General features: G+C 57.4%; 17 protein-coding genes and 1 tRNA gene. 9 read left to right on the plus strand and 9 right to left on the minus strand.

Features of this window, described 5'->3' with window-relative positions:
- The first annotated feature begins 41 nt into the window (after positions 1-41).
- Entirely contained in the window at positions 42-677 is a 636-nt protein-coding gene (locus QRN33_RS21125) for a LysE family translocator (RefSeq protein WP_285409883.1), read from the plus strand.
- 156 nt (positions 678-833) lie between these two features.
- Positions 834-1,337 carry a DUF4142 domain-containing protein gene (locus QRN33_RS21130; protein ID WP_042608160.1) on the plus strand — a complete coding sequence of 168 codons (504 nt, stop codon included), beginning with the start codon at positions 834-836 and terminating at the stop codon, positions 1,335-1,337.
- Between the two features lie 169 nt (positions 1,338-1,506).
- On the opposite strand, the gene QRN33_RS21135 is transcribed toward QRN33_RS21130, so the two are convergent.
- Positions 1,507-1,917, minus strand: a complete 411-nt coding sequence (locus QRN33_RS21135; RefSeq protein ID WP_016771301.1) for a low affinity iron permease family protein — start codon at positions 1,915-1,917, stop codon at positions 1,507-1,509.
- 174 nt (positions 1,918-2,091) lie between these two features.
- On the opposite strand from QRN33_RS21135, the gene tam reads away from it, so the two are divergent.
- On the plus strand, positions 2,092-2,862 hold the full coding sequence (tam, locus tag QRN33_RS21140; protein ID WP_285409887.1) for a trans-aconitate 2-methyltransferase: 771 nt from the start codon (positions 2,092-2,094) through the stop codon (positions 2,860-2,862).
- Between the two features lie 130 nt (positions 2,863-2,992).
- Here tam and QRN33_RS21145 read toward each other — a convergent pair whose 3' ends face one another.
- A complete protein-coding gene (locus QRN33_RS21145) occupies positions 2,993-3,721 on the minus strand; it encodes a class I SAM-dependent methyltransferase (protein ID WP_116657853.1) in 729 nt (242 codons plus the stop codon).
- A gap of 429 nt (positions 3,722-4,150) precedes the next feature.
- Here QRN33_RS21145 and QRN33_RS21150 point away from each other — a divergent pair, with 429 nt between their 5' ends.
- A complete protein-coding gene (locus tag QRN33_RS21150) occupies positions 4,151-4,510 on the plus strand; it encodes a DUF6124 family protein (RefSeq protein WP_285409890.1) in 360 nt (119 codons plus the stop codon).
- 67 nt (positions 4,511-4,577) lie between these two features.
- On the opposite strand, the gene QRN33_RS21155 is transcribed toward QRN33_RS21150, so the two are convergent.
- Both QRN33_RS21155 and QRN33_RS26625 read right to left on the minus strand, forming a co-directional pair.
- Positions 4,578-4,934 carry a helix-turn-helix domain-containing protein gene (locus tag QRN33_RS21155; RefSeq protein WP_042608155.1) on the minus strand — a complete coding sequence of 119 codons (357 nt, stop codon included), beginning with the start codon at positions 4,932-4,934 and terminating at the stop codon, positions 4,578-4,580.
- A complete protein-coding gene (locus tag QRN33_RS26625) occupies positions 4,934-5,062 on the minus strand; it encodes a type II toxin-antitoxin system HigB family toxin (RefSeq protein WP_401200749.1) in 129 nt (42 codons plus the stop codon). The genes QRN33_RS21155 and QRN33_RS26625 overlap by 1 nt, the downstream gene beginning before the upstream one ends.
- On the opposite strand from QRN33_RS26625, the gene QRN33_RS21165 reads away from it, so the two are divergent.
- Positions 5,033-5,287, plus strand: coding sequence for a helix-turn-helix domain-containing protein (locus QRN33_RS21165; RefSeq protein WP_083354340.1), 255 nt, complete (start codon positions 5,033-5,035; stop codon positions 5,285-5,287). The two genes, QRN33_RS26625 and QRN33_RS21165, sit on opposite strands and share 30 nt — an antisense overlap.
- 449 nt (positions 5,288-5,736) lie before the next feature.
- Here the strand turns inward: QRN33_RS21165 and QRN33_RS21170 are convergent.
- The 5 genes from QRN33_RS21170 to QRN33_RS21190 form a co-directional block, all read right to left on the minus strand.
- Positions 5,737-5,810, minus strand: a tRNA-Gly gene (locus QRN33_RS21170).
- 158 nt (positions 5,811-5,968) lie between these two features.
- Positions 5,969-6,853 carry an alpha/beta fold hydrolase gene (locus QRN33_RS21175; RefSeq protein WP_041478884.1) on the minus strand — a complete coding sequence of 295 codons (885 nt, stop codon included), beginning with the start codon at positions 6,851-6,853 and terminating at the stop codon, positions 5,969-5,971.
- A gap of 316 nt (positions 6,854-7,169) precedes the next feature.
- Positions 7,170-7,862 carry a pseudouridine synthase gene (locus QRN33_RS21180; protein WP_285409897.1) on the minus strand — a complete coding sequence of 231 codons (693 nt, stop codon included), beginning with the start codon at positions 7,860-7,862 and terminating at the stop codon, positions 7,170-7,172.
- A 33-nt stretch (positions 7,863-7,895) separates the two neighbouring features.
- Entirely contained in the window at positions 7,896-8,126 is a 231-nt protein-coding gene (locus tag QRN33_RS21185) for a cysteine-rich CWC family protein (protein WP_042608153.1), read from the minus strand.
- On the minus strand, positions 8,119-9,606 hold the full coding sequence (locus QRN33_RS21190; protein ID WP_285409900.1) for a sensor domain-containing diguanylate cyclase: 1,488 nt from the start codon (positions 9,604-9,606) through the stop codon (positions 8,119-8,121). Before QRN33_RS21190 ends, QRN33_RS21185 begins: the two co-directional genes overlap by 8 nt.
- 370 nt (positions 9,607-9,976) lie before the next feature.
- Here QRN33_RS21190 and QRN33_RS21195 point away from each other — a divergent pair, with 370 nt between their 5' ends.
- The 4 genes from QRN33_RS21195 to QRN33_RS21210 all read left to right on the plus strand — a co-directional run bounded on the left by QRN33_RS21195 (position 9,977) and on the right by QRN33_RS21210 (position 18,212).
- A complete protein-coding gene (locus tag QRN33_RS21195) occupies positions 9,977-10,381 on the plus strand; it encodes a hypothetical protein (RefSeq protein WP_065615200.1) in 405 nt (134 codons plus the stop codon).
- 196 nt (positions 10,382-10,577) lie between these two features.
- A complete protein-coding gene (locus tag QRN33_RS21200; RefSeq protein WP_285409902.1) occupies positions 10,578-11,822 on the plus strand; it encodes a glycosyltransferase family 4 protein in 1,245 nt (414 codons plus the stop codon).
- A 1-nt stretch (position 11,823) separates the two neighbouring features.
- Positions 11,824-12,678 (plus strand): hypothetical protein, encoded by an 855-nt coding sequence (locus QRN33_RS21205; protein WP_285409904.1) that lies wholly within the window; start codon positions 11,824-11,826, stop codon positions 12,676-12,678.
- Between the two features lie 2 nt (positions 12,679-12,680).
- Entirely contained in the window at positions 12,681-18,212 is a 5,532-nt protein-coding gene (locus tag QRN33_RS21210) for a calcium-binding protein (protein ID WP_285409906.1), read from the plus strand.
- Positions 18,213-18,242: the final 30 nt, after the last annotated feature.

Raw genomic sequence — 18,242 nt, forward strand, 5'->3', positions numbered from 1 at the left:
ATAGACTTTGTGCCACGTATTCTGGCGCTTGCAGGTTTTCCATGACTCCATCATTGCTGTTGGCCGTTCTGGCTTCGGGTTTCATCTACGGGATCACGCCGGGGCCGGGTGTGCTGGCGGTGTTCGGGATTGGCGCGGCGCACGGGCGGCGGGCCGGGGCGGGGTTTCTCTGTGGGCACCTGCTCGGCGATGTGATCTGGTGCAGCACCGCGCTGGTGGCGATCGTCGGCGCGCGGGAAATCGGCAGCACTGCATTTGATGTGCTCGGCGTGCTCAGCGCGTTATACCTGTTCTGGCTCGGCTGGCGTGCGGTGCGTGCCCAGCGTCGCAATGGCGACGAAGCGCAAGGCGCGGCGCGCCAGCCGTTCTGGCACGGCATCGTCTTCGGCCTGACCAATCCCAAGGCGTACCCGGTAGCGGTGGCGACCTTCACCGCGCTGCTGTCGAGCCGCGCCGAATTGCTCAACTGGTCAATGCTGCCGGCGCTGATCGCCCTGAGTTTCATCGGCGGTGCGCTGGCTTACGCCATTCTTATCGGTGTGGTTGGCGCGCAACGAGTGCGTACGGTGTATCAGCGTCACGAACTGCTGATCACCCGTTTGTGCGGCGTGATGTTTATCGGTTTTGCCATCAATGCGCTGGTGCACGCGCTCCCAGGGTTGATGCCGAAGGGCTGATGCTGAGCAAGCACCGTTCGTCGCGCCCGGGGCGGTTTTTCTAAACCTTTGACCGTCAAAGCATTCCTAACTGAGGCGGACGCTTGTCCGCCGCGATATCTTGAGCAGCGGGAGAAACACGGCCCGCTTGAATTTTCAACGAAGGAGGGCGCGACCATGAGCCGGATGGCCACCCGTTTACGTAACGTCAGTTTTGCAACCCTGCTGGGCCTGTGCGCCAGCACTGCGTTCGCCCAGTCGCCTGCCGAATTCATCAACGATGCCTCTGCCAAAGGCATGGCCGACATCGAAGCCAGCCGTCTGGCACACGGCAAGACCGAATCGAAAGAGGTCAAGGATTACACCATCGTCGTCATCAACGACCGCACCACTGCCAACCAGCACCTGGCGAAAATCGCCAAGAAACTCGACCTGCCGGTTGCGCCCCGCGAAGAACTAGCCGACAAGGCCAAAGAGTTGATGCCGGAAGTGAAGGACGGCGCAACCTTCGATCAGGCCTACGCCGCCAGTCAGGTCAAAGCCACCGAAGAGGCGATTACCCAGATCGAACAACAGGCACAGACCACCGACGTGCCTGAGATCAAAGCGTTTGCCGATGAGACCTTGCCGAAATTGCAAAGTCATCTGGAGAAGGCCCGCGCGTTGCAGGCCAGTCGCTGAGTTCGCTGCATTATTGCAACGCGACCGAGACCTTCAGTTGAAATGCGATGCGTGCCCTGTGGGAGCGAGCCTGCTCGCGAAAGTTGTGTGTCAGTCAATGAGGTTTTGACTGACCATCCATCTTCGCGAGCAGGCTCGCTCCCACAGTGTGTTTACACCCTGGATTTGTTCAGCACTCGTTCAAATCCTGCTTGGGCTTGCTCTTGTCACCTAGCCCCTCTAGATCAAACACCTGATTCTCACCCAGTGCGCGGTAATGCCGGCGCAGCGCTTCCAGCTGTTTCAAATCCAGCGCCTCCAGCCCGAGCATCGCGTTCTGCGCCTCCTTGTTCACCCGCAGTAGCTCATCGAGTTTCAAATGCAGAATGTCGGTATCGCGGTTCTGGGTGTTCTGAATCAGGAACACCATGAGGAACGTGATGATCGTCGTTGAGGTATTGATGATCAGCTGCCACGTGTCGTTGTAACCAAAAATCGGCCCGCTCAACCCCCACAACCCGATCAGAATCAACGCCCCCATGAACGTCTTCGGGCTACCGGCCCACAGGGCAAGTTTCTGGGCAATCTTGGCGAATTTCATGATGGAAGTCCTTGTTTTGGGAGCCTGAAATTCAGACATCGGCGTTGCGCTGAAAATTCTGTTTACAAAGTTTCAGTGCAGGACTTTGGTAGGGAAGGCGTGCCGCGTGGATCGCTGTATCGTGTCGGCAGCCGTTTTTTCCAGGCTCCCAGAACGCCCCGACAGGAGAACGCAATGAGTTGGTCTGCCAAGCAATACGTCGCTTTCGAAGATGAACGCACCCGCCCGGCCCGTGATCTGCTGGCGGCAATACCCACGGCACAGGCGCGGGCGGTGGTGGACATTGGTTGCGGGCCGGGCAATTCCACCGGGTTGCTGGTGCAGCGGTTTCCTGAGGCGAGGGTCAGTGGCCTCGACAGTTCGGCAGACATGATTGCCGCCGCGCGCAAGCGCTTGCCAGATTTGCAGTTTAAGGTGGCCGAGATCGACAAATGGGCTGACCAAGGTCCGTTCGATGTGATCTTCGCCAATGCGGTGTTGCAGTGGGTGCCTGATCACCATTCGTTGCTGCCAGCCCTGGCGAGCAAGCTCTCAGACGGCGGCAGCCTGGCGCTCCAGATGCCGGACAACCTCAACGAACCGTCCCACCGCTTGATGCGCGAAATCGCCGCGGATGGGCCATGGGCAAGCAAGCTTGCAGACGCTGCGGGACAGCGTACTGACATGGCAAGTGCCAGCGAGTATTTCTCGATCCTCCGTCCGCACTGCACGCGGGTCGATGTGTGGCGCACGACTTATCATCATCTACTGGCGGACGGAGCGGCGGGGGTGGTTGAGTGGTTCAAGGGCAGTGGTTTGATTCCGTTTCTGAGCCCGTTGACCGAGGAAGAGCGCGCGCAGTATCTGCGGAGATACCTGGCGGAAGTTGCAAAGGCTTACCCAGCATTGGCCGACGGCTCGGTGCTGTTGCCGTTTCCGCGTTTGTTTATTGTTGCGACTCGCTGAATCACGCCTCTAAGTTTCTTGAGTTCGCCACGTTATCTCAGGTCGGCGCATCTCTCGAAAGCAACCCGGTCGGTTCCCTCTCCCTCGGGAGAGGGTTAGGGTGAGGGGCCTTTCGGAGCATGAAACCCGATCATCGCTGCACTGCCACCAGCATCATCATCGGCCGCTCGCGTTCTTCGGCCAACGCCGGTTGCGCTGCAACCTCTTCGTCACTCGGTCCCCACTCATTGACGTGACGAATATTGAAACCCGCTGCGATCAACGTATTGAGCAACGTGCCCACGGTCCGATGCTGCTTGATCACGCCGTCGGCCAACCAATTCGTCACCCGCTCGCCTTCCATCTGATAGCTTTCCAGCGGCCAGCGCTTGCGACCTTCGTTGTCGATCAGCCAACCCGGATTGCGTGGCGCCATGAAAATCGGATGTTCAATTGAAAAGACAAAATGCGAACCCGGTTTGAGTGCGGCATACAGTTGCGCGAACAACCCCGGGAGATCTGTTATGTAGTGCAGTGCTAGCGAGCTGTAGGCGAGGTCGAAACTGCAGGCGGGCAAGTCGAGGTGTTCGAGGTCGGCGCGTTCATAGCGCACATTCGCGACGGTCGTCGATTGCCGTGCGCGGTCGAGCATCCTCTCGGAGACGTCCAGCCCCAGCACGCTGGCCGCGCCTTGCTCGACTGCCCAGCGGCTGAACCAGCCATACCCGCACCCCAGATCAACCACATTCAGACCGTGCATGACCGGCAGCAATGCCTTGAGCGCTGGCCATTCCGGGGCGGCATCGAGGCCGCCGATCGAGCGATTCATCTGGCTGTAGCCGTGGAAGAACTCGGGATCATCGTAGATGTTTTGCGTCATGTTGACGGTGTCCTTTCAATGCGTTTGCGTTGAATGTGTCGGAGAAATTTCTCTTTTCCCAGCGCTTTTACACGTGGTGCGCCATGGCTGTTTAAAGTCGAATCGCGTTACGTCCCGATGCCTACAAATCCTTGCGCCGCTGCCTACCGGTACGCCAGAATCCGCCGGCTTGTGCGCCGGGAGGGCGGTCGGTAACTTGGTTCGCGTCACTGATTTCCAGTGATCGGGTTTAGCAGCCCGGCCAGGATTGACCAACGGTTGCACATGTACCTTCCAGTCAGGCTTCGCCTGCACTTGATGGTGGCTGTGCGCATGGCACCCTCGGGTGCGCCGGGTTTTGGACTTCCTACCGGTCTGCTAACTTGCGTACAGCTGCCACCCTTTCGTATAGCAGCGGGATGGTCGCAGTTACCACTACAGGAAGATTCCATGTTCAAGGTAACGCCAAATCCGCCGGAGACCGACCCGGCCTCTCCGTACGAGTCCCTCGACTCAAAAAAACTCCACGAAGCCGCCGAACGCGCCCTCGACCACTATCTCATCCCACCGAAAACCACTTCACCGTCGTACCAGACCAGCAGCATGTTCCAGGTCAACCCAAGCACCGACACCGAGTCGCTATTGGTCAATGCCAGCGAATCCCTCGGCTCGGCCAGCGTCATGCTCGGCGACTTCGCCGCCTTGCTCGACGGCAGCCAACGCAAAACCCTGCTCGGCATCGCCCAGGTCGTCATGCTGGGCGAACTGGCGGTGAATCAGGTTTTGGATAATGTGGTGCCGGTGGGTTAGCCGGCGTTGATTTCCGGGTAAAAAGAAACCGGTCGTTGCGACCGGTTTTTCGTGCGATATAGTTTCTTCAGACACTGGCGAGCAGGCATTCATAAGGAATACGCAAGCCATCGTGCAGACGTTTGATCATCGCCAGACTCAGCTTGCGTTTGCGGTTCAGCACCTCCGAAACGCGGCCACTTGTGCCAATAAAGGGCTCAAGATCCCGCGGTGTCAAACCCTGCTGATCCATACGAAATTTGATGGCTTCAATGGGATCAGAAGGCGGCATCGGAAAATGCTGCTCCTCATACTTTTCGATCAGCAGAGCGAGAATTTCCAACTCATCGCCCTCCGGCGAGTCGATTTCTGCACCCCACAGCTGTTCCATGCGCAGCAATGCGGCGCTCAGGTCTTCCGGGCTACGAATGGGTCTGATGTTCATTAAACGGTCTCCGCGTTGATCTGGTCGTATTGAGCGTGAGTCCCAACGAAGCGGATAAAGCCGAGTTGCCGTTGGTAGTCGATCGCCAGAATCACTCGATATTTATTCCCGCCGATATTGAATACCACCCTGGCTCCCTTGAGGACGCTCGCAAGACGCTCGCAGAAAAGGCGGGGGTTTCCGAATCCACCATCAAGCGATTCGAAGCGACCGGGCTCGTGACGTTGGAGGCTTTGATCCTGATCGCCACTGCGCTTGATGAACTCGACGCTGTGACCAAACTGTTCAAACCTGAGCACCCGGGCTCGCTGGATGAGCTGAAGAATGCCAGGCGCAAGAGAGGGATGCGCTGATGATCAAGCCGTTCAAACAAACAGAAGCGCTGAATGTTTTGAAAGACGGCGCCAAGGTTGGTGAGCTGAAAAAAGTCGCGGGCCGCTGACTTCGGTGGCCGCACTCCCGGCAAGCCTACGCGCAAGCGGATCATGGAGATCTGCAGGGATTACAAATACCTCAAGGCCGAAGAATACATCGAGCAGACTCTCGCTGCGCTCGCCGACTGGAGGGAGGTATTCACTCGACTGAATGTCCCACACAAAGCCGGGGAACCGATCTTTAACGTACTGGCGAAGCTGCATCAGGATTTCGAGAAGTAAACCCAAGAGGTAGGGCTCACACTTTCCACGAAAGTCTTTGCCGCGAATACGCGTGAAATCCCGCGCACAAAAAAACCGGCCATCAAGGCCGGTTTTTCTATTCCTGCATCCCCCGTCAGACAACCCAACGCGAGATCAATATTCGGTGGAGCGGGTAGAGGGAATCGAACCCTCATCTAAAGCTTGGGAAGCTTTCGTTCTACCACTAAACTATACCCGCTCAGAGCGGCTGACTTTGTACCAGACTCGGCCACGGATTTGAAGTTTTCTTTTCTTCGTCATGGCTTTGCCACGCAGAAATCGGTCGATCGCGAGCAAGTGCTGCGCCGGTGCAGTAAGGCACCTCAGGCTTGCAGCCTTGCCCGCGATGACGCGGTTTCAAATGGCCAGTGCATGTTGATCCTGCACAAACGAGTAGCGCGTTCGGCTGGCTTGCGGCGCGGGTTTCAGAAAGCCGAGCAGGGCGTTCTGGCTGTCGCGGCAGGCGGCTTTGTGCTCCATGTCGAGGAAGTGCCCGGTGGCTTGCAGGGTGGTGAAGCTGCTGTGGGCGACGTGATTGCCGAACAGTCGCGCATCCTCGGCAGCGGTGTATTCATCCCACTCGCCATTGAGAAACAGCACCGGCACGTTGATTTTTTTCGCCGCGTTCAGATAGCACTGTCGATCGCTGTGCAGCACGTCGTTGATGTGAAAGTGCATCTGCCCGTATTCATGCTCGGCGAGGCTGCTGACGTGGCGATAGTTGAAGCGCTTGAAAAGAGACGGCAGGTGTTTGCCGATGGTGTTGTTGACCAGATGACCGACCCGGTCGCCGTCGCGGCTGCCGAGGTAGTCGACGCCGCGCTCGAGGTAATCGAGCATGTGTGCATTGATCACCGGTGAAAACGAGCTGATCACGGCTTTTTCGATACGCCGGGGCTGCTGGGCGAGGGCGACCAATGTTGCCGCACCGCCCCAGGAGAAGGACAGCACGTGCTCGGCAGCGAAGTGGTCGATCAGCTCCAGCAGAATCTGCCCTTCGACTTCCTTCGTCAGATGTTTCTCATGCCGGTTGTGGGCTTTTGACCGGCCCGCGTAGGGCTGGTCGTAGCAGACCACGTTGAATTGCGGGTGCAGGTTTTTCACGGTCTGTGCAAACGACGCAGTCGTGGCCATCGAGCCGTTAACCAGAATGATGGTCTTTTCTGCGGCGTCTGCGCGATAGAACTCCGTGTAAACCCGATACTGACCCTGTATATCCAGCACAGCGATTTCTGGCCTCATGTCATAAGACTCCTGGCAAGCAAGCGGGTATGCGCGCAATCGAGATTGCACGAGCTTTGTGACAGGTAGGCATACGCCTGGAATGTGCTGGCCCATGTCGATCCGGTACGGCAGGTCGACGGGTGTTGTTATTTGCGGGCAGATTGCCGGCTGAGGCGCAGCCCCTAAGGGCAGACGACCGACAAAAAGTTTCTTGGAAGTATGTGGTGACTAATCGGTCACATTTCGGCCGACGTCCTGATTCAAGCAGGGGAGCCAGGATCACGCAAGTGCGGTTGGTAAATTGTTCGACAACTTCGGCTGAGCGGTAGCGGGCTTAGAACAAATGGATCTCTTCGGTGCGTAAAACGCGGTACTCGCCCGGTTTTAGCGCGTGGTCGAGGGCCAGTTCACCGATGGATTCGCGATGCAGGCGCAGCACTTTGTTGTTGAAGAAACCAAACATGCGCTTGACCTGATGGTAGCGGCCTTCAACGATGCTCAGCCGCGCCGAGCGTGGACCGAGCAGCTCCAGATGCGCCGGTTGCGTGGTCAGATCCTCGAAAGCGAAGTAGATCCCCTCGGCAAATTTCAGCGCGTAGCCTGCGTCGATGTCCTGCTCGGTTTCGACGTAATAGACCTTCGGCATTCTGGTTTGCGGCTGCGTCAGTCGCCGCGACCAGGCGCCGTCGTTGGTGATCAGCATCAGCCCGGTGGTATTGAAGTCCAGACGCCCGGCGATGTGCAGCTCTTCCTTGCCCGGTTCATCGAGCAGGTCGAGCACGGTCGCATGCTGCGGATCGCGGGTGGCGCTGACGCAACCCGGCGGTTTGTGCAGCATGAAATAGCGCGCCGGTTTGCCGCTTTGCAGCACCTCATCGTCGACTTCGACCCGGCTGAATTCCAGTACCTCACTGTGCGGGTCGCTGACGATTTTTCCGTCAATCCGCACGCGCTTTTCCACCAGCAACAGGCGAACCTGCTGACGGTTGTAGCGGGGCAGATTGCTGAGGAAACGGTCGACGCGCATGGTCACAATTCAACGGAAAAAGGGTCGCGCATCTTACGGGATCGGCCGCCGGCCTGCTTGCAGTTGCGCTTCGACCTGCGCGCAGCGCGGGCACAGGCAGGCTTGATTGCGCAGCTCGACCGGCAGCGCCTCGAGCACTGCCGGATCGATGGTTACGCCGTAACACCAGCATTCGCGGTCGGCGGTGCGCGGGTCGGCGAGGCTGCAGTCGTTGCGGGCGCCACACGCAGGGCAGTGGTCGGGTTTGACGTCGAGATCAGGCATAAGTCGAGTGCGGCATTTCCATGCAGGTGCGGTTGCGCCCGGATTGCTTGGCGCGGTACATCGCATGATCGGCCCGGGACAGCAGGCTGTGCAAGGTGTCATCGCGTTGCACGGTGGTGGCGCCGATGCTCACCGTCAGATGCAGGCTGTGGCCGTCGTAGGCATATTCGTGTTGCTCGACGTGCTGACGGATTTTTTCGGCGATTTTCTGCGCGGTCTCGCCGTCGGTGTCTTTCAACAGAACGATGAATTCTTCACCGCCCCAGCGGCAGACGATATCGGCGTGGCGCAGGCAACTTTGCAGATCGCGGGCGAACCCGATCAACACCTGATCGCCGGCCATGTGCCCGTAAGTGTCGTTCAACGTCTTGAAGTGGTCGAGGTCGAGCAGCAAAGCGGTCAGCGGCCGGGTTTCGCGTTGAGCCTCGTGCAGTGCCTGTGCGGCAAGAATGTCGAAGCCGCGTCGATTCGGCAGTTCGGTGAGGCTGTCGAGGGTGGCATGTGCCTGAATCTTCGCCTGGAAGCGTTTGATCACCCGATTGAGCAGCGCCAGCACTATCAGCGTCACCAGCAGGCAGATCAGCAGATTGAGATACAGCGACTGGCGGATTTCGCTCAGCGCGCCGTCCTCGCGTTTATCGACGAACAGGTACCAGTTCAACTCGGGAATAAACCGCACGTTGAGAAAATGTCCCTGGCCGTGGGTGGAGTATTCGTAACTGCCGCTGTGGGGCTTGGGCAACTGGCTGACCAGACTTTTCATGCTTTCCAGTTCGCCGAGGCCCTGGCCGATGTGCGCGCCTTCCGGGCCGCCCTCGGCACCGGTCAACACGAGGCGGCCGAAGGTGTCGACGAAGTACACGCTGCGTTGATAGCGCTGTTGATACTTGTCGATCAGCTTGATCACCGCGTCCACGGTCAGGCCCACGCCCGCGGCGCCGATGAAGCGGTTGTGGTAGTCGTAGACCTTGTAGTTGATGAAGAACGTCAGATTGTCCTTGTTGGCCAGATCCGGGTCGACGTTGATCTCGTACGGGTCCCCCATGTCGCGTACGCGGAAATACCAGGCATCGCGCGGCTCTTCGATTTTGACCTGCTTGAGCACGCCTTTGGCGTGGTAGTAGGTGAGCGTGGCATTGGAAACGAAGAATGCGGTGTAGGCGCCGTAATGGGTCATGACTTCGTCGAGGTAACGGGTCATCTGCTCGGGGTTCTGTTCGCCGTTGACCACCCAGTCGCGCATGAACGTGTCGCGGGACATCATCGAAGAAATCAGGATCGGCCGGACCAGATCTTTCTGGATTTCCGAATAGACCGTGTCGGAGGTCAACGGCAGTTCGGTGTTGACGATGTTGTCGCGGATCGACGCGCGGGACGCGAAATAGCTCAACAGCGAGGTGGCGAGAAACCCGGCGCCGAGCAGGGCGACCAAGGTGAGCACCAGTGAACGTTGCGAGTACAAGGGAGAACGAAGCGGCATGGCAGATCCGTTGGCAGTGGCCCGATGGGATGCATTCTAGTGGGATGGTCGGGAAAACACTGCGGGATTTGTGCCTGAAATGGCGGGGGATATGACTCAGCGGTGTGTCAGGGAAATCGCATCCGTCTACCGGATAGAAAAGCTGATTGTGGTGATGGCGAAATTGGTGATCGGCTCGGTATCAGTCAAATGATCGCCTCTGAAACTCATCTCCGTGAGGTAAACAGGATTTCATAATCACTTGTTTCAACTTGTTGCAGGAACGCACCAGATTCGGAAAACGCTGTCTGATTTTTCGACAGTCACAGAATTGTTGACTGTCGCCTGCCAGCGTCGCTGGTGTGGCCAACCCGCGGTCCAGGAGGCCGCCATGTATCGCCGAATCGTACTGCTTGCCGTGATGCTTTTTTCCCTTGGCGGATGCGTCCCATATTCATACGGAGACAGCTACTACAGGTCAGAGGTCTACACATCACCCGCACCGGCCTATTACAGCGGTGGCGGCTCCTATTACCGTAGCGGCGGCACCTATTACACCCAGCCGCGCTATTACCAGCCAGCGCCGCGGTACTACCAGCAACCGCGTTATTACCAGGCCCCGCGTCACTACCAACCGGCCCCACGCTATTACGAAAGCCGTCGCTGGCACGGCAATGATCGCGGACGTTGGGACGGCCACCGTCGCGGCGGTTGGGACAACGACCACCGTGGCCGCGGCAGCTACGATCGCCACAGCGGTCGCCGTGACTACAACGGCCGTGGCAACCGCTGGTAATTAACCGTAAACAAACAAGCGGCGCATCAAGCGCCGCTTTTTTTTGCCCGTCGAAAAGTAGTTTCATTCGCCTTCTCCCAAGGGATTCCCGGAAGCGTCCTACAGTTTCATTTCGTGGCATTTGTTAGCGTTTGTGGATGCCGAACGACGTGAGAGATCCTCAGCTCAATAGCGGCGAAAAATGGACGTTAGCGCTATGAAGCTTCTGGTTATTCACCAAAATTTTCCGGGTCAGTTCCGCCATGTGGTGCTGGCGGCGATGGCCCGGCATGACGAGGTTGTGGCGATAGGCCGGGACACGGCACCGGGCGTCGTCGGGGTGAAAATCTATCGCTATCGAGCGACCAGCCGAGCGCCCGGTAATACACACCCCTATCTGATTCGCTACGAACAAGCCGTGATGGATGGGCAGCAAGTTTTCGCAATCCTGAGCAGGTTGAAACGGTCGGGTTATCGACCAGACGCGATTCTCGCTCATCCCGGATGGGGAGAGACGCTGTTCGCCAAGGACGTCTATCCCGATACGCCGCTTATCCACTATTGCGAGTACTACTATCGAGCGCAGGGCGCCGATTCCGGCTTCGACCCTGAGTTTGCGCGGGCCACGGCGGATTCTTCACGGCTGCGGGTGCTCAATTCGCTGCATCTTTTGAATCTTGAACAATGTGATATCGCAATTTCGCCTACGCAGTGGCAGCGCAGCCTTTTTCCGGCCGCTTACCGGTCGGCAATCCGGGTCATTCATGAAGGTGTCATTCAAGGTTCTGACCTGGCAACAGTCGGGGCAGTCAGGTTGCCCAATGGAATCGAGCTCAAAGCGGGACAGCCGATCGTTACCTACGTCGCCAGAAATCTCGAGCCTTATCGCGGGTTTCACAGTTTCATGCGAGCGATTCCGCATATTCAGGCTCAGTGCCCCGATGCGCAAATCATCGTGGTTGGCGGTGATGACGTCAGTTATGGGCGCAAGGCGGTTGGGTATGCAAATTGGCGCAGCAGGATGGAAGCGGAGGTAGGTTTCGATCACTCCAGCGTGCATTTCACGGGAAAACTTCCTTACCAGACTTATCGAGCGGTCCTGCAGTGTTCGAAAGTTCATGTCTATTTGACGTATCCGTTTGTTTTGTCGTGGTCGTTACTGGAGGCGATGGCGTCTGGTTGCGTGGTCATTGCGTCGGATACGGCCCCGGTCAAGGAAGTGATCGTTGATGGGATTAATGGAATGCTGGTGGATTTCTTCGATCATCAAGAAATTGCCAAAAATGTATGCAAGGTTTTGAAATCGATGGGTGAGTACGATGGTCTTGCCAGCGCTGCGAAGTTGGCGGCAAGTCGGTTCAGTGTGAAATCAGGCGTGAGCCAATACTTTGAGATTTTTGAAAGGGCGATGTCCGGGCATGACGATATATCAACCGTTCTGCGGTTTGATCGGGAGGGTTGAAATGTCCAGGAAGTCGCGTAAGCAGGCGATCAAGTGGTTCAAAAGGTTATTGAAGTATGGCCTGTTCGTGTATGTCTGTTACTGCGTAGCGGAATTTTATATCCAAAAAGAACAATCCGCCGAGTCGGCGGCTATTCACCAGGCAAACGAGAAAGCCTGTCAGAACAAGCTGGCGAGCATGAAGCAGGTGCCGATATTAGGCGGTGCCTATGTGGATAAGACGCTGGTCCCGGAGTTTTACGTTGGCATGCCTGAAATGGTGAATAAGAAAGCTTGCCTGGCAATTGCTCTGAAGGGGTTTTTCTGGTGGACCGGCGCGGGACTGCACCGTTACCAGGATCTGCGCCTGGAGCCGATACCCAAAAGTTGGCGGCTTTATAAATTGAATGCCGGACTTTTTACCAGAAAAGAAACCACCGAGCCCCATGAGCGCGGTTATCGGCACGTCAACTGGCCGGATGAGTTGATCGTGAAATTGAAAAATTATCCGGGGCTGGAGATTTGGCTGGATGCACCTCCGCCGCATTTCAAGAATGAAGATTCGGTCAGAACGTTTGTCATTACTGGCTGGCCGCGGCGAGATGGAACCCCTCGGTTGATCAACTGTGATGGCTTGATTCGTCCGGCTTCGGAGGAACAACTGACTGACGAGAAACTGGCACGGTTCAGCCGAGCTGAATTGGAAAACCTTGATTTCGGAAAATTGAATTTTTTCTGCACTATCAATCTGGATAACTTCGATTTCGCTGGGGGACACGGGAGCGTAGGTCTCGGACTAGCGTCATTACGCGAAGCACCTGAGATGCTCAAGTATCTCAGTGATTATCTTTCACGCTCTGTTATTACAAGGAAGTAACAATGAGTTATGTTTTTAGCGATATGGAAAAAACAGAAATTTTCAACGCAGCCAATATTTGCAAAGGAATGAGGCTGCGCTCAAAACAAATTCAGTACGATGCGCTGGAACTAGCAGGAGCCAGCTGCGCTCCTCTGTATCAAAAGCTGTTCGATATTATTGGCGAAAAAGTGTCTGAGGTTTTCGCTGCCGATAAAGAGGCTGGAGAAGTGCTGAAAAACGCCAGGCTCTGGCTGGCCGTGGCTATTGATGCCAACGGTGGAAACGGTGCCTACTCGGCGCTGATTCGTGGTTACACCTCGCGGCAAGGTGAACTCAGACTGAATACAATTTTCAGTGAAGACCTGATGCAGCTTTCATCCAACCAGGTTGCCGTCAATTTCATCAATACCCTGATCAACGGATCCCTCGCCGGTCAACTGGCGCCCTGGACCGTTCCGTCAATCAGCCAGATCGCAGAAATCGATGCAAGCGCGATTGGCGAGGCACTGTTCAAGGAGGTTTGCGGCGAGGAAGACACGGCCGTTAAGCGTAATGCCGGTTGGTCCGGAACGGTCGGCTTCAGCCTGTTGGGCGGTAAACCTCCCTATGAGACGTGGAGATTGATCTCTGCCGGCGAACAGGATGCGGAAGATGACGGCCCACCCATTCAGGCAAAGGCCAACCGGCTCGACGACTATAAAAACATTCTCTTCGCCATCGACTCCTACAGCGTCGGCCTGCGAGCGGCGATCAGCAATTTCGGCATCAACCCACTGCAAAGTCTGCTTTCAGTGGTGCCGGAGCAGATCAACATTGCTCTAGCCAGTGGCAGTGTGAATCCACTGATCCAGCATGTAGTGAAAGGCACACCTGTCGCCGCCGTGGTCGACCTGATCTTGCGCTACGGCCAGAACGAATTTCTCGACATGTTCAGGCGCACTTACGACGGCGATTCTGCTGCTTCACCCACCTCCAACGAGACCTTCGCCAGCAACGCTTACGCATTCTTCTCGGCATTCTCCCCAGAGCAGTCGCAAAGCATCGTCACCCGAACAATCGGCGAGTTTGGCAATGCGAGTGCATGGGCGAAACTGGCAGGCGAGGAGACACCGCTCGGCCTGGCGTTGCGCAATTCCTTACAGCAACTCAGCGAAGTCGTCATAGAGCGAACCGACGGTTATCCCGGCCGCAAACTTGAACTCTACGATCCGTTGACCGGCGAAGGTTTTATCACCGCGCAGTGGCTGGCGGATCGTGCGCAGATGCTGGCGCGGTTGATTGCCCGGACCCAAGGCTCGTTTGGGGAACACACGCTGCAGAAGTATTCCTACGCCGATCTCGCCTCAGGCAAACAGGCGCCGATGACCACCGGTGTGTTGAACCCGCTGGTCACGTTCGGTGATGACGATGGGCGATCTTTCGCCGGCGGCACCAATGCCGATCATCTGTATGGCGGCGTGGGAAATGACTCGATCGCCGGATTGGCGGGTAACGATGTCATTGAAGGAGGCCGCGGCAATGACTCGCTAAGCGGAGGCGATGGCAATGATGCGCTGTACGCAATGGGCGGTGATGATGTGCTGATCGGAGGTAAGGGCAACGACACTTTGATCGGAGGCGAGGGCAGTGACCGCTACGAGTTCTCCAGCGGCGATGGCATTGATGAGATTTTCGATGCCAACGCCAATGGGCAGCTGTGGATCAACGGTGTGCCGATCCCCACGCTAAAGCGCCGCACACCTTCGAGCAACATTTGGTCTACCGAGGATCAGGCAATCACCCTGACGCTCATTGAAGACACGCTCAACATCAAATACGGCCAGAGCGATCTGGTGGTGATCAAGAACTTCCAGCCCGGGATGCTTGGCATCCTACTCCCCGACCATGAGCGGCAGCCGGTCACAGTTGCAGATCTGACACTTCAGGGCGACTGGAAAGCCAAAGACGCTGATCCCACTACCCCCGGCGATCAACCCTCCTTTGATGAGCTGGGCAACGTTGTGCTGCTGCCCAAGGTAAAACAGCGCAACAAGGCCGACGTACTTTACGGTTCCGCTGCAGACGACGTTATTCTCGGCCTGGGTGGTTCTGATCGATTGTTCGGCAAGGCTGGAGACGATCGGTTATTCGGCGACAAGCAGACGACGATCGAAAAGGCCATGGCCGACGGTGACGCCAAGGGCAAGGCAAGTCGCGGCGACTGGCTCGACGGCGGGCAAGGCGACGATTTGCTTATCGGGACGGCATCGCGAGACGTTCTGCTCGGTGGCAATGACCGGGATACCTTGATCGGTGGCGCTGGCGACGACGTTTTATCCGGAGACGAAACCACCGGTGCGCTGGAGCAGGGTTGGGCGGTCAAGCGCGCTGACGTCCCCATAGCTGGCGGTGTCACCAGTCATCGAACGGTCTATTCAAAGGCCTCGACAAACAGCGCCTCCGAGGGCGGTGATGACGTGCTGTATGGGCAGGGTGGCAAGGACTTCATCAACGGCGGCTGGGGTCAGGACCTGCTCGACGGCGGGGCTGACGACGATTTGCTCGAAGGCGAGCAAGGGAACGACACCCTGGCCGGTGGCAGCGGCGATGACACGATGCTCGGTGACAATCTCGATTGGGGCGGTGGTCTACCCAGCAAGCATCATGGCAACGATGTGCTGGACGGCGGTAGCGGTGATGACTTGCTCGCCGGTAACGGTGGCAGCGACGCGTTGTATGGCGGCCTTGGCAACGACACTTTGCAGGGTGATGACGACGTAATCGACGGCGTCAACGGTAACGCCGCAGATTTTTTTGGCGATGATCTGCTAGACGGTGGTCCCGGTGACGACAGGCTCTGGGGCGGCGGTGGCGATGATCTGCTCTTCGGCGGCGAAGGCAATGACGATCTGATCGGCGATAGCCCTGACCATCCTGTTCGTTATCAGGGTAACGACTTCCTCGATGGCGGTGCGGGGGACGACACGCTGCGTGGCATGGGGGGCTCGGACACGCTGCTGGGGGGGGCAGGAGCGGATTTCCTGGATGGCGATGTGTCTGACCTGCAGCCGGGCGGAATCAACAATGACCTGCTTCAGGGCGGCGAAGGAAACGATACCTTACAGGGGGGCTTCGGTGCCGACACACTGTACGGCGGCCCGGGCGACGACATTCTTGCCGGCGATTACGAAAGTAGCGCTGAAACCGAGCCGAATGCCGATTATCTGGACGGTGGCTCAGGTAACGATACGTTGCTCGGTGGCGCCGGCAACGACACGTTGCTGGGCGGAGAAGGCACGGACTACCTTCGCGGCGATTCCGGCGACAACGTGTTTGATGGCGGTCCCGGTCACGACGTGTTGGACGGGCTGGAGGGTGCTGATATTTATTATTTCGGCACTGGCGATGGCCTGGATGTTGTTACCGATTCTGGTGGCCGCAACATCATCAGGTTCGGCGCAGGGTTTTCCGCGCAGAGTCTGCAAGCCGACATTATCGAAGTTACCGTCGGCACGGTGTTGCGACTGGCCGACGGCACGAGCGACGCGATACTCATCAAGAATTACGAGAAGTGGAAGGACTCCACATTCAGTTTCAGCGACGGCGTGGTACTGGGTTATGACGATGTCTTGCACAAAACATTGCCGCAGATGGAGGTGCCTGAGTTACCCGTACCGGAAGGTGTAACCGCCCCAGGAACCGTTGAAAGCAGAGTTGAGGACCCGCTTCAGTCAGACGATGTAACCGCTCCGGCGCAACGCCCAGTGGCATCTGTTCAAACGGTTGACTGGACCGATGAATTCCTCGCGCAAAGCAAGTCAAAACGCTCCGCCCGCAGACACGCCACTGGTTTTACCCTGAATGAACAAGGGGTCTGGGTTCGCAGTCATATCACCACCAGCGACACCGGTTACACCACCCACACTGAGCTGATCGATCACAGCGTCGAAGCAGGTTCACTGTCTGAAACGCCGCAGTGGATGAAAGCTGATGGCGGGCGAGCCGTGGTCAGTGAAAGGCAGTCGAAAACCACAACGCGGGTCGAACATAAACAGGTGAAAGCCGAGGGAACAATGCCCTCCTCAAGCTTGGCGCCTCGCTATTATCGATCCGGTTCTGCCAGCGGTTTTTCATTCAATATCGGGGATGTATTGGTTGAAGACCGGCAGCAGTCCGGCGCCCTTGAAGGCTGGTACGTTTATCCGGCGGCAAGTTTCAGTTCGAGCGAAACGGTGCGCAGGGAATTCCGATGGGATATCGAAAGCACAACGATCAAAAACAAAATCGTCCAAGGCGACGACGTCGGTGGGCGAGTCAATATCGAAGTGGAGAACGTTTTTCACGGCGGTGCGGGAGATGATCTGATCGTCGCTTATGCAGGCTCCCCACTCGACTACGGCACTGTCGGTGACAGAACACCGGGCGCGTATTTATCCGCAGGGGCAGGGGACGATACCTTGCTGGGCTTCGAGGGCGCCGACTATCTGCTCAGCGGCTCAGGTGACGATTGGCTCTACGGCGAAGACGGTGCCGACACCTACATCGTCCAAGCGCACGCCGGAGCGACCACCACGATTGCGGATGTACCGAACCCGGTTTTCCACCGAGCAGAAGTTGGCGCTGCGGGGTGGAAAGACGAGTTCGGATTGATCGATCAGGACACGGTCGTTCTGCCAGCAGATGCACAGCGCGATGCACTGCACTTGAGCTGGGGTGCTGCGTTGATAGAAACCACCCATGTCGAGCTGGAACCCAACCCAGGTCGCGCGGCTTACCGCAATCCGCCGAGGGCGAAAATGCTCCATCCGACTCTCGATATCCAATGGGGCGGGACGCAGAAAGTCCGCATCGTCTTGCCCCTCAACGGTGAACTTGAGGGGGCCGGGATTGAGCTCGTAAAGTTCGGCGATGGGTCGGTCGTAAGTGTGAAGCAACTCTTGGAATCAAGTCAGCTGAGCCCCGCGCCCGACACTTCTCATACTGGCGTCATCGTCAGCAATCCCACGCGTTTCACTGCCTTGCGAGACGGACGAGCACTTCCCTTGGTGGGCGGTCGTGGCAACGACACGATAACCGGCGCCGGAGAGATTCGCGGCATGCAGGGTGACGACATGCTCACGGGTAGCCCCGGTGATGATCTGCTGCTGGGGGGGCCGGGCAACGACACGCTGTCCGGCGGCGCTGGAAATGATATCTACCGATACGATGGCCTCGGCAGAGATGTGATCATCAACAGCGGAGGTGGCCTGGATGGAATCGATTTTTCCGAGCGCAGGCTGACTATCGACAACCTGAAATTTCACCGTGATCGCGATGATCTGGTGATCGTGGTGGATTACGGCATGGCACCGAAAATCCGGGTTTCCAATCATTTTGCCGCAGGTGAAAGCGCTATCGGCTTCATAAGAGTCAGCCAAGGAGCAACGATTCAGGACTACACCGCAGGGCAAATTGCTGAACGTCTGCACCCGCTTCCGCCATTGAGGGATGTCGAAGACATTTTGACAAAGGGCGACGATGAAGCGCAGCGGGCGATGATGGAAAACATCCAGTTTTACGAGCTGAATGTCTGAGTCGTATGGCGCCCGATTGAGCCCGCTCGC

It is taken from the genome of Pseudomonas sp. FR229a, from assembly GCF_030209115.1.
Lineage (GTDB): Bacteria > Pseudomonadota > Gammaproteobacteria > Pseudomonadales > Pseudomonadaceae > Aquipseudomonas > Aquipseudomonas moraviensis_A.

Coding starts and splice junctions, on each gene's coding strand:
- QRN33_RS21125 (WP_285409883.1), top strand. CDS start 42: ATGACTCCATCATTGCTGTTGGCCGTTCTGGCTTCGGGTTTCATCTAC.
- QRN33_RS21130 (WP_042608160.1), top strand. CDS start 834: ATGAGCCGGATGGCCACCCGTTTACGTAACGTCAGTTTTGCAACCCTG.
- QRN33_RS21135 (WP_016771301.1), bottom strand. CDS start 1,917: ATGAAATTCGCCAAGATTGCCCAGAAACTTGCCCTGTGGGCCGGTAGC.
- tam (WP_285409887.1), top strand. CDS start 2,092: ATGAGTTGGTCTGCCAAGCAATACGTCGCTTTCGAAGATGAACGCACC.
- QRN33_RS21145 (WP_116657853.1), bottom strand. CDS start 3,721: ATGACGCAAAACATCTACGATGATCCCGAGTTCTTCCACGGCTACAGC.
- QRN33_RS21150 (WP_285409890.1), top strand. CDS start 4,151: ATGTTCAAGGTAACGCCAAATCCGCCGGAGACCGACCCGGCCTCTCCG.
- QRN33_RS21155 (WP_042608155.1), bottom strand. CDS start 4,934: ATGAACATCAGACCCATTCGTAGCCCGGAAGACCTGAGCGCCGCATTG.
- QRN33_RS21175 (WP_041478884.1), bottom strand. CDS start 6,853: ATGAGGCCAGAAATCGCTGTGCTGGATATACAGGGTCAGTATCGGGTT.
- QRN33_RS21180 (WP_285409897.1), bottom strand. CDS start 7,862: ATGCGCGTCGACCGTTTCCTCAGCAATCTGCCCCGCTACAACCGTCAG.
- QRN33_RS21185 (WP_042608153.1), bottom strand. CDS start 8,126: ATGCCTGATCTCGACGTCAAACCCGACCACTGCCCTGCGTGTGGCGCC.
- QRN33_RS21190 (WP_285409900.1), bottom strand. CDS start 9,606: ATGCCGCTTCGTTCTCCCTTGTACTCGCAACGTTCACTGGTGCTCACC.
- QRN33_RS21195 (WP_065615200.1), top strand. CDS start 9,977: ATGTATCGCCGAATCGTACTGCTTGCCGTGATGCTTTTTTCCCTTGGC.
- QRN33_RS21200 (WP_285409902.1), top strand. CDS start 10,578: ATGAAGCTTCTGGTTATTCACCAAAATTTTCCGGGTCAGTTCCGCCAT.
- QRN33_RS21205 (WP_285409904.1), top strand. CDS start 11,824: ATGTCCAGGAAGTCGCGTAAGCAGGCGATCAAGTGGTTCAAAAGGTTA.
- QRN33_RS21210 (WP_285409906.1), top strand. CDS start 12,681: ATGAGTTATGTTTTTAGCGATATGGAAAAAACAGAAATTTTCAACGCA.